Below are 10,626 nucleotides of genomic sequence, written 5' to 3'. Positions count from 1 at the left end.
ATAACAACCTTAATCTTCCTCGATTTGGAGGTCCCTGACAAATTTATTCAACTGTTAAAGTGTCAACTTGTTTTTGAACCATCCCGTACAGAGAGAGATAATTATAGCGTGGAAGTTATTCAAACTGTAGGCGACGCGACAAACGCATACACCGTTGAACTGCCCGATTTTGAAGGGCCGTTGGATTTGTTATTAAACCTGATTGAGCGGGAAGAGCTGGACGTTACCAAAATTTCTCTGGCCCGCGTCACCGATCAATACCTGGCTTACCTGGACATTCTCAGAGAAGTCAACCCCGACGAACTGACCGACTTTTTGGTGGTGGCGGCCAAATTGATCCTGATCAAGTCTGAAGTGTTACTGCCGCGGCCACCGGCCAGCGTCATCGAGGATGAAGAAGAGGATGTGGGCGACGAGTTGGCCCGCCAGTTGTTGCTTTATAAGCAGTTCAAAGCGTTGGCCGGCCAGTTCAAGGAGATTGAGGATAAGGGGCAACGCAGTTTTGTGCGGGTGGCGCCGCTGACCCTGAAAATAGAGCCAAAACTCATTCCCGGCGCGCATAGCGTGGCCGATTTGCTCCAGGCGGCCCGCGAGGCCCTGGCCATTAAGCCGCCCGACCCGGATGTAGATGAGGTGGTATCGCCGGAAGTAGTTACCATTGGCCAGCAGATGGCTCACATCCGGCAGGAGATTGGGACCAACCGGCAGGTCAGCTTTCAAAAGCTGCTGACGCGCAGCCATAGCCGCCTGGAGATTATTGTGACGCTGCTGGCCGTATTGGAGTTGATTAAACGCCGCCTGGTGAGGGTTGAACAGACCGGCCTTTTTGGCGATATTGTCATTAGCCAAAACGAAATCTCGCCGCAGCTTACCGAAGCCGAGTGGGCCGAGCTGACGGGGATGACGGACGTATCGTAGTTAGCCCCCCTCGATGAGCCACTGCAACAGCATTACCCCCCCCACGCCAAACATAATACAAAGAATCAACAGCACCACCAAACAACTAATAATGATGTGGAATTGGAAAAATTGGGCCAGTCCCTGCCGGCGCTCTTCGTCCGGGCCGGGTTGATAGCTCTTGCCGTTGGGAGCAAGAGCAGGTTGAGCCGCCTGCGTCGGCTCTGTGGCCGGGGGCGGCAGGGACTGGCTTGAAACTGGAGGACGTTGAGCAATGGCCTGGGTCCGGCGGCTGGCCCGGCCTGTTTCAGCCTCTTGCCGCAGCCGCTCAAGGCCCGGATAGAACGGCTCAATAGTTTCCAATTTGTTGATGAGTTTTTTGGCCAGGTAGAATTTTTTATTGGTAACAGCCCCGGCGGCCCGTTGAAACAACTCGTCGGCCACCGGCTCTCCGGTTGAATTTGTGGCCAGTTCGCGCTGGAGGCGGTCAAGGTGCGCCCGGATGTCCTCGAGTTGGCTGCGGATATTATCGGCTATCTCTGGCCGGCTTTCCTGCGCCAGTTTGGTTTCCAGGAGCGAGAAGTTCACCCGAAGCTGTTCCAGCGTTTTTTCTTTGTATTCTCTTTGTTCGGTGGTGAGTGATGGCATTGGCAAGATCGTCAATTATATAGAAATAAGGTTAGCCAATACTGGCCACTTATGTTGCCGCCGTTCTGCGGCGCGAATGAGTAAAATCATGGCCAAAGCGCCGCTGGTATCAAACAGCACGTCCGACACCCTGGCGTGTCGCCCCGGCACAAACGACTGGTGATATTCATCAGAAATGCCGTACAAAATGGCCAGGGCCAGAGCGGTAAAAAGAACCGGCCAGGTGGTTTGGCGTTTGGCGCTCAAGGCTCGCCACCACAACCAGGCCAAAACGGCATAAACAAGCACGTGGGCCAACTTGTTGAAAATTTTTTCAGACGCCTCATTTTGGAACTCAAGCAAAACCGGTTGGGCCGAAAGCAAAAAAATGATCGCCATCCAAAAAATGAGAGGAATTATATCGCGTAACCGGCGTGACGCCCAACTCAATGAGCCGTTATCAATCATAAGCCTTTTCCGCAATTTGGGCTAAATTGGCCCAATTGAATTTTTCCTGAATAGTTTTGGCGGCCGCCTGGCCCACTTTTTGCCGCGTTTCAGGTTGTTGAAGCAAAACAAGCACGGCCTGGCTAAAGGCATCATCGTCTCCAGCGGGAACCAAGAGGCCGGAGACGCCGTGCTCAATGTACTCGCAGTTTTGTCCCACTGCGTCGGCAACCACCGGCAGGCCAGCGGCTAACAGGCTGATCAGTTTCACCGAGCACTTGGTGCGGTTGATGAGCGTATCATCGTAAGGATAAACGGCCACGTCCGCGGCCTGAAAATAGGCCGGCAATTGCTCCAGGGGCAGCCAGCCGGTAAAATGGGCGTATTCAGCCAGATTGGCCTGGGCCAGCTTCGTCTCCAAGATTTTTTCTTCACCCTGCCAGCCTGCGCCTACAATTAGCCACCGGGCCTGGGGAAGTTGGCTTGCCACCAGCCCAACCAGGGTGACTATCCGCTCCAGCCGGAATTCAAAGAAGCGGGTAAAAAGCAAAATGGTGGGCGACGTGTTTATTGGAGGGGAAAGATCGTTCTGTTTTTTGATTCCTATGTCGCTACCACCCGTCCGGCTGTTTTTCCGGCCAGGTTCAACCCTGGTTGAGTGGGTATGATGTCCATTGGGTAAGTAAAAAATATCCGCTGGCTTCCGCCCGATGCGGGTGGCCGCCAACTCGGCCAGGGTCCGGCTGGCCACCGTAATTGCATCCGCATGGCTCAAGCCCCACCGTTCTTGCCAGGTGAAAATTTTTTTTTGCAGAGTGGAATAAGGCAACCATTCATTCCAATCCTGTTCCCAATCGTCTGTATCTACCACCAGCCGCCATTTTGCGCCCGACAAACGCCGCAGCCACCACAATACCAGATGAGCCAGCCCGGCATACGCTTTGGGCTTGAAAAAATGGATCACGTCGGGGCGCAGCTTTAGCGCGCCAACAATCAGCGCGCGGGTCAAAAAAATATGAAAAAACAGCGGCAAGCGTAAGATGCCGCGCGGCAAGGCCACGTTGACCACCTGGATTCCCTCTTCCGTCCAGGTTTGTCCGGCCCGGTCGGGGTCGTCCCAGGGTGGAATCAGCGCCGTGACCGTATGCCCTCGCGCGGCCAGGGCTTTGGCCAGGGGCACGGCGCGGACGCTCATGGTTGCTTTGGGCTGCAAGCCAAAAGGGCCAATAAAAACAAGGTTCAGGTTTTTCATCAGCCCTTGATTTTAGTGACTCCAGGGTTGGATGGCAAATATTATCAGCAAAGTTGTTTCCGTAATTTCACAAATGGCCCCGTACACGTCCCCGGTCAGGCCGGAGATGCGGGCCAGCGCCAGGCGCGCCACCAGCGTGGTGATCAGCCAGGCGACGCCCAAGAGCAATATTCCTCCCCAACCCAGTAAAACCAGAGGAATGGCGACAGCTACCGCCGAAGCCAGGCTAACTTGGGCCCAGCCCAGCCCGGCCTTAAAAAGAACCCCCAACCCTTCTTGGCGGGCCGGAGGGTAGCGAGCCATGGCCCAAGTCATCGCCCAACGGCCCAGCACCGGCACAAGCACCAAAATGGGCAGGCGACCGGCGGCGGGCAGGACGGCCAGGGCGTTGAATTTTAGCAACAACAGCAAAATTGCCCCCACCACGCCAAAGGCCCCCACCCGGCTGTCTTTCATGATTTCCAGACGGTGGGCCGGGTCGCGCGGCGGCAGCAGGCCGTCGCAGCAATCCATAAAACCGTCCAGGTGCAGCAGGCCGGTCAAACCGGCCCAAACCGCGATAAGCAAACCGGCGGCCAAACCTCCCGGCAAGTGAGCGTATAAAAAATGGCTGATCCCGGCCAGCGCCAGGCCCAGGATCAACCCCACCAGGGGAAAATATCCCGCAGCCCGGCCGGGAGAGTCTGCCGCCTCGTCCGGCGCAAGCGGCAGGGGAATAACAGTCAGCAAGCGCCAGGCCAGGGCAAAGTCGGTGATAAATTGAGGGCGGCGGTGGAGAGTCTTCATGCAATGGATTATACAACGAGCAACGATCAACGACCAATGACGAACGACCAACGACCAACGACCGGTGGGGGCCGGGGAACTGAACACGACGATGGTCGTTGGTCGTTGCTCCTTCGTCGTTCGTCCTTTCGTGTGGTATAATCATCCCATTATTCCTATACTTCAATGATGAGGTTTAAAACAGTAATGAACACAGCCGATTACGTTTCACTGGAAGATCAATACGGCGCGCGTAATTACCTGCCCCTGGATGTGGTGCTGGAGCGGGGCGAGGGCATCTGGGTGTATGACGTTGATGGCAACAAGTATCTGGATTGTCTCAGCGCCTATTCAGCCGTAAACCAGGGCCATTGCCACCCCCGCCTTATTCAGGCGATGATGCAACAGGCCCAACGTTTGACCCTCACCTCGCGGGCCTTTCGCAATGATAAATTGGGCCAATTCTACCGGGCTTTGAGCCAACTGACCGGCTACGAGATGATCCTGCCGATGAATACCGGCGCGGAAGCGGTTGAAACCGCCATTAAGGCTGCCCGCAAGTGGGGGTATCAGGTTAAAAAAGTGGCTTCCAACCGGGCCGAGATCATTGTGTGCGACGGCAATTTTCATGGCCGCACCACCACCATTGTTGGTTTTTCTTCAGACCCGCAATACAAAGAGGATTTTGGCCCCTTTACCCCTGGTTTTGTCAACATCCCCTATGGCGATGCCAAAGCTTTGGCCGCGGCCATTACACCCAATACGGTCGCCTTTATGGTCGAGCCGATCCAGGGAGAGGGGGGGGTGATTGTGCCGCCGGTTGGGTATCTGCAAAAAGTCAGGCAAATCTGTGATAAACACAATATCCTATTGATGGCCGACGAAATTCAAACCGGCCTGGGGCGCACCGGCCGGCTTTTTGCCTGCGACGAGGAAGCGGTGCGGCCCGACGTAATGATTATCGGCAAGGCGCTTTCGGGCGGGTTTTATCCGGTTTCGGCGGTGCTGGCCTCCAAGGAGATTTTGGGGCTGTTTCGGCCCGGCGACCACGGCAGCACGTTTGGGGGCAATCCTTTAGGCGCGGTAGTGGCTATGGAGGCCCTGGCCGTGCTGGTCGAAGAAAATTTGATAAATAATGCCGCCGAATTAGGGGAATATTTTCAGGAGCGACTGGCCGAAATTCCCAGCCCGCACGTTAAAGAGGTGCGCGGTAAAGGTTTATTGATTGGCGTGGAACTCAAACCGGCGGCGGGCGGCGCGCGGCGTTTTTGCGAGGCTTTGCAGGAACGGGGCATTTTGTGTAAAGAAACTCACCGGCACGTCATCCGTTTTGCCCCGCCGCTGGTGATTACCCGGGCGGAAATTGATTGGGCTTTGGGCCATATCGCGGCGGTGCTGAATATGAAAAAGCAGTAATTCCCGGAGAATGTTATGACCTGAATAGTCACGCTTATTTTTTGGCAACAAGCTCATTTTCGGTCAGCCAATCGGCCAGAATTTTGGCCACCGCACGGTTGCCTTCGACGGTCCAGTGCCGGTCGCCTTCCAGGTAGAAAGGAAGGTCATTAGCCATTTGTTCCTCAAGTATGGGTTCGAGCAGGTCAATATAAGGAATATCTTGTGAGCTAAAAAATTCCGTCAGGCGTTGGTTAGGGCGGTTGATGTTGGCTTGGGATAGATATGGGTTTTCTTGAAAGAACTTTTCTTGTACAAAGGGGGGCAGTGTTTTTAACTCAAACATTTCATCAGGGCTGATGACCGCTACCGTAAACCGGATGTCATCGAGCATGGTTTCATGCTGCAACTGGCCTATGGTGGCCAAAGTGACCTGCCAGGCATACTCAAGTTCCTCTATTTCGTCATCAGGGGCATAGAGGGTGTACAAAGGCGTGAAATAGTTGGCGCCAAAGGCCGGGGGAGGATAGCGGGCCACGATGAAGGGGTCGAGTTGTTGATACAACCGCGAGTGCCGGTAAAGAGCGCCCATTGTCTTAATTGCGGCCCGCCAACCGGCTAAACAGTTGTTGTGGAGATTGTTGCTTAAACCGGGCACATATATCAGCGGGTTAGGATTGAGATATTCACCGCACCAGGCAAAATAGGGAGCATAACAATTAATTCCTTTAACGGTAGCGGTGTTGCCGGGTAGGTTATTTTGAAAATCATTGCCGATAAAAAAAGCCAACAGCACTAAATCCGGTTGAAAATAACGGCCTTTTTCTCGATAGTAGATAAGCTGTTGCCCCGTGCCCCAGCCGATGATGCCGCTGCTCAACACTTCAAACCGCAGCGAGTTTTCATGATCTTGGTTGTTGAGATAATTTTCTAAAACTTTGTGCATGGTGGCGATTTCTTCCACCTGAAAAGCCTGAACAAAAGAGTCGCCCAGCAGGAGGATGCGGAAAGTTTGGGGCATTTTCTCCAGAGGATGTTCGGTATCATACATGCCCAAACTGTTAAAAGTGACATGCTGCCGAAATACCGGGCTTTCAATACTTCCGTGAAAATCGGGCCGGCCCGTCCAACCCAGTTTGGGGTCACAAGTAAGATAATTTAAGGCCAGAACATCTACCGAATTTTCATCATAGTTGTACGGAGGAGGCAACCACAGGCGCGTCGCAATTTCAAGCAGAAGAAGGGCGGCGCCTATCCCGGCTAAAACTAAAAGGAGGTTGCTTGATTTTTTCTTACATAATAACTTACCGGAGAGCTTGCCTTTAGCGCGCGTTATTACGGGAGTATGGGTTAGTGGTTGATTTAAAGGCATTTTAGCGCGACCCTTTCAATTTTGGGTTTCGGCCACGGGGGGGACTTTGGGCATATAGAGCAGGCCGTAGTAGGCCGGTGCGGTTCTTAGCTCGGGATGGCCGGGATAAACAATACTCCAGTAAACTTGCTCGTATCCCCAATGCCACCGCGGGTCTGCAATGTAAATCAGGCTCATAGTCCCTATCCACGGTTGCCAGTTGGCCTCGGCGTAGGCGTAAGCCCGTTGTAAATACTTGTCTTGCTGTTCCGGCGTAACGGCGTGCCAGTGATAAGGGGAATCCGGGCGGGGGTCTATGGTCCAGCCAAATTCAAGCACCACCACTTTTTTGGCGGCGTCGCCGTTGCGTATCATCAGGTTGCGCACATCTTCCACGTGCCGAAAACAGTAGACCCGGCGCAGTTCTTCGGGGGCGCTGTCGCCGTTGTTCAGCTCAGGCGTGGCGGCCACAACGGCCGGGTCAATTTCGGGAGAACTTTTGTAGCCGGGCGCATGCACGCCCAGGGCGTCAAAATAAGAAGCCGCGCCGGCGTCGTACATGCCTTGTATAAAATAAACGTCGGGCATGGCTTCGTGGTCGTTACGGGTGGTGGGGGCCAGGCCCGCGCTGATAACAACCGCGTGGGGATCGGCCGCTTTTACGGCCCGGTAACCAACTTTTAACAATGCCACGTATTCGGCCGGGTTGGGCGGGCGTCCGCCCCATTCGCGGGCCAGGTTTGGCTCGTTCCAGATTTGATAGGCTTCCACGCGCCCCCGGTAGCGACCGGCCACCGCGTAAACGTAATCGTAAAAATCCTGCATGTTATCCGGCGGGCTGACCTCCGGCAGGGGAGCGGCGGAGGCCCACTCCGGCTGAGAACCGAGGCGCACAATGACCTTGAGATCGTAAGTATCAATCTGGTCCATCAGCCGGTCCGGGTTTGCCCACTGCCATGAACCTTTGGCATGGCCTTCCACTTCTCGCCAGGGAATTTCTTGTTTGACCCACCGGAAGCCGGCCTCTTTAACCAGGCGCAAGTCGCGGTCGGCCACCTCTTCCTGCCAATATAAAAAAACCTGCATGCCATAGTCCGGCGAAGACATCACTTTGTCCAGATCAAGGGTAGCCCGGTACGTTCCGGCGGCTGCTTCAGTTTCCGTTGCCGTTGGTTCAATTTCTGCCGGGCGGGCTGTAGGCGATGAGGCAGGCAGCGCCAAACTGCTCCCCACCGACGCTGTCACGCCGCCCGGCTCGCAGGCCGATAGCATAGCGGCCAGAATGATCAAGAGACAACTGGCCATAACCAGAATATTTTGCAGGTAGCGATCAAGAAGGGACAAAGGCACTCCTTAAAGAGCCACGCTCGATAATGGTGTTGATTTAGTTTGCCTGATTTTGGGCCAAAATTCAAGATTTTCAGCTTAAGCACCACAATATATTGTGGTATAACTTATAAATAATACTGTATCTTGTGGCTTCAATAAAATCTTAAAAGCAGACAAACACCCATATATTGTAAGCATTTAGCCTGGATTGGCAATTTTGGTCAATCATCAAGGGTAAAACCAATTTAAAAAGGTGATTGTCATTGTCTCCATAATCGTTTATACTGCTATATGTAGAAGGATGAGGGTTTTAGACCATAGGGTAGGGATAGATCATCCTTCACATTTTTTAGGGAGAGCAACACTATGCACATTCTAATGGCCGTCAAGGAAAACAACGATTATCAGGTCGTGGCCTCGGCGCTGAAAGAGAACAGCCCGGCCGGTGAGGTGACTTGGGCCTCACGAGGTGAAGAGGTACTCCAGCATTTGCAAACCGAAACGTTTGATCTGGTTTTGCTTGACCGTGAGATGTATAAACAGATCCTGGATGCATTGCAGAAGGTTGAAGAGAAACATCGGGTTACACTTGACTCGATGGGCGACGCCATCCACGTGGTTGATTCAGATTTACGCTTGATTCTATGCAATACCACCTTCAAACAATGGAATGAGGAGTTAGGCCTGGATTCGGATGTGCTTGGCCGAACAATATTTGAGGTTTTTCCTTTTTTGCCCAACCAGGTTCGTGAAGAGTATCGTCAAGTTTTTGAGTCGGGCCAGATGTTGGTGACCACCGAACGTTCCGTAGCCGCAGGGAGAGAATTTTTCACTGAAACGCGCAAGATACCGATTGTCGAGAATAATCAGGTTAGCCGAATTGTTACCGTTATTCGTGATATAACCAAGCAGAGACAGGTAGAGGAAGCCTTGCGAGCCTCGCAAGAGTACGCCATGAACATCATCGAGAGTTCTCCCGATATTATTGTGACGGTAGATACGGATCGGCGCATTGTGGAGTTCAACCGGGCCGCCCAGACAGCCTTTGATTACCGGCCGGAGGAGGTTATTGGCCGGCACATTGACCTTCTTTATGCCGACCCCCAGGAAGGGCTGCTGATTCACCATGAAACCATTGAAACCGGCCAATGCACGCGCGAGATCTTGAACCGGCGCAAAAACGGCGAGGTATTTCCGGTTCTTCTGTCGGCCTCGGTGTTGCGTGATGCTCAGGGCCAAACCGTGGGCGTAATGGGCCTGGCCCGCGACATTACCGAATGGAAGCAGGCCGAAAAAGCCTTGCAAAAATCAAACTCCCAACTGCATGCCTTGATTGAAGCGCTTCCCGATGTGGTCTATTTCAAAGATGTTCAGGGGCGCAATCTTATTGCCAATAGAGCCTTTACGGAGTTGGTAGGTTTAGAAAAAGAGCAGATTGTGGGCAGAACAGATGAACAATTATTTGCCCCAGATTTGGCCGAGCAGTGTCGGCGGAGTGACCAGGTGGCCTGGCAAAAAGGTGAGCCTGTTTACGTTGAAGAACAATTAACCAGCCAAAAGGATGAAACAATCATTTTTGAAACTATCAAAGTGCCCCTCTTTGACGACCAGAAGAATATTATGGGGCTGATTGGCGTCAGTCGAGATATCACCGCATACAAACGCTCGGCGGCGGCGTTACAGCGGCATAGTTTTGAACAAGAGATTATAGGGCGCATGGCCCGTTCCCTTAACACCTTAAACGTGAATGAGGCGTTTCCCCTGCTGGTAGAGGGCCTGAAAGAACTGACCGGCTGCGACCGGGTGAGCCTGGCGCTGATAGATGAGGCCGGCGAGAAATTCATTATGTCTATCCTGGAATCTCCTTTCCCCACCCTGGAGGAAGGAACGGTAATGCCCGGCTCCACAACCGCCGCCGCTGCCGACATTTTAGCCGGTCAGCCCCATCTGACGCGGGATTTAAGCACGGAGACAGAATTTCTGGCCGAGCAGTTACTCTACCGGGCCGGTTTTCGGTCGCGGGTAAACGTGCCCCTGTTGGCCGGGGATGAGGTGCTGGGCGCCCTCAACCTGGCCAGTGCTCAACCGGATTTCTTTCATCAGGAGCAATTGCCCGGCCTCCAGCAGATTGCCAATGTGTTGGCCAGCGCCGTGCAGAATAGCCGCTTATTTGAGGTGGAGCAGCACCAGCGCCAGGCAGCGGAGACCTTGCGGGAAGCGGCCCTGGTTTTGACCACCGCTTTGAACCTGGATGAGGTTATTGAACGTATCCTGGCCCAATTGCAGCAGGTGGTGGCCTACGATACCTGTTCGGTGCAGTTGTTCAAAGCGGTCCCCAAAAATCAACAGCGCGAGGGCCGTTTGGAGATTGTGGGCGGGCGGGGCTTTCCTAATTTGCCGGAGATTGTGGGATTGTCTTTTATAATTGGCGGCGATAATCCCAATACAGAGGTGATCCGTACCCAGGCCACAATTATTTGTAGGATCTCAAAGTTAATGAAAAAGCATGTCAAAGTTAATGGGATTCTATGTCAGAGTAGTTGAAACTATCTTACTCAGTCCT

The 10,626-nt window shown here is 53.5% G+C and carries 9 protein-coding genes; 3 read left to right on the top strand and 6 right to left on the bottom strand.

Annotation, left to right across the window (positions count from 1 at the left end):
* On the top strand, nt 1–918 hold a 918-nt coding region (locus JW953_23735), incomplete at its 5' end, for a segregation/condensation protein A (GenBank protein ID MBN1995720.1).
* Here JW953_23735 and JW953_23730 read toward each other — a convergent pair.
* Genes JW953_23730 through cobS form a run of 4 tightly spaced genes read right to left on the bottom strand, consistent with a single transcriptional unit; the run spans nt 919 to nt 4,009 of the window.
* The gene (locus tag JW953_23730) at nt 919–1,545 is read right to left on the bottom strand and encodes a hypothetical protein (protein MBN1995719.1); all 627 of its coding nucleotides are present in this window, start codon (nt 1,543–1,545) and stop codon (nt 919–921) included.
* A gap of 15 nt (nt 1,546–1,560) precedes the next feature.
* The gene (locus tag JW953_23725) at nt 1,561–1,992 is read right to left on the bottom strand and encodes a VanZ family protein (GenBank protein ID MBN1995718.1); all 432 of its coding nucleotides are present in this window, start codon (nt 1,990–1,992) and stop codon (nt 1,561–1,563) included.
* Nucleotides 1,985–3,223 (bottom strand): glycosyltransferase family 4 protein, encoded by a 1,239-nt coding sequence (locus tag JW953_23720; GenBank protein ID MBN1995717.1) that lies wholly within the window; start codon nt 3,221–3,223, stop codon nt 1,985–1,987. The genes JW953_23725 and JW953_23720 overlap by 8 nt, the downstream gene beginning before the upstream one ends.
* 12 nt (nt 3,224–3,235) lie before the next feature.
* Nucleotides 3,236–4,009 (bottom strand): adenosylcobinamide-GDP ribazoletransferase, encoded by a 774-nt coding sequence (gene cobS, locus JW953_23715; protein MBN1995716.1) that lies wholly within the window; start codon nt 4,007–4,009, stop codon nt 3,236–3,238.
* 186 nt (nt 4,010–4,195) lie between these two features.
* Here cobS and rocD point away from each other — a divergent pair, with 186 nt between their 5' ends.
* Nucleotides 4,196–5,404, top strand: a complete 1,209-nt coding sequence (gene rocD, locus JW953_23710; protein MBN1995715.1) for an ornithine--oxo-acid transaminase — start codon at nt 4,196–4,198, stop codon at nt 5,402–5,404.
* Between the two features lie 34 nt (nt 5,405–5,438).
* Here the strand turns inward: rocD and JW953_23705 are convergent, their stop codons facing one another.
* On the bottom strand, nt 5,439–6,593 hold the full coding sequence (locus tag JW953_23705; protein MBN1995714.1) for an SGNH/GDSL hydrolase family protein: 1,155 nt from the start codon (nt 6,591–6,593) through the stop codon (nt 5,439–5,441).
* A gap of 177 nt (nt 6,594–6,770) precedes the next feature.
* Complete coding sequence (locus tag JW953_23700) at nt 6,771–8,078, bottom strand: beta-galactosidase (GenBank protein MBN1995713.1); 1,308 nt, start codon at nt 8,076–8,078, stop codon at nt 6,771–6,773.
* A 351-nt stretch (nt 8,079–8,429) separates the two neighbouring features.
* Here JW953_23700 and JW953_23695 point away from each other — a divergent pair, with 351 nt between their 5' ends.
* Nucleotides 8,430–10,607: a PAS domain S-box protein gene (locus JW953_23695; GenBank protein MBN1995712.1), complete on the top strand. Its 2,178-nt coding sequence runs from the start codon at nt 8,430–8,432 to the stop codon at nt 10,605–10,607.
* Nucleotides 10,608–10,626 lie beyond the last annotated feature (19 nt).

The organism is Anaerolineae bacterium (genome assembly GCA_016931895.1).
Classification (GTDB): Bacteria; Chloroflexota; Anaerolineae; order 4572-78; family J111; genus JAFGNV01.
The sequence above is the reverse complement of the archived record's forward strand: the minus strand, read 5'-3'. Positions and strand labels throughout refer to the sequence as shown.

Coding starts and splice junctions, on each gene's coding strand:
- JW953_23730 (MBN1995719.1), bottom strand. CDS start 1,545: ATGCCATCACTCACCACCGAACAAAGAGAATACAAAGAAAAAACGCTG.
- JW953_23725 (MBN1995718.1), bottom strand. CDS start 1,992: ATGATTGATAACGGCTCATTGAGTTGGGCGTCACGCCGGTTACGCGAT.
- JW953_23720 (MBN1995717.1), bottom strand. CDS start 3,223: ATGAAAAACCTGAACCTTGTTTTTATTGGCCCTTTTGGCTTGCAGCCC.
- cobS (MBN1995716.1), bottom strand. CDS start 4,009: ATGAAGACTCTCCACCGCCGCCCTCAATTTATCACCGACTTTGCCCTG.
- rocD (MBN1995715.1), top strand. CDS start 4,196: ATGAACACAGCCGATTACGTTTCACTGGAAGATCAATACGGCGCGCGT.
- JW953_23695 (MBN1995712.1), top strand. CDS start 8,430: ATGCACATTCTAATGGCCGTCAAGGAAAACAACGATTATCAGGTCGTG.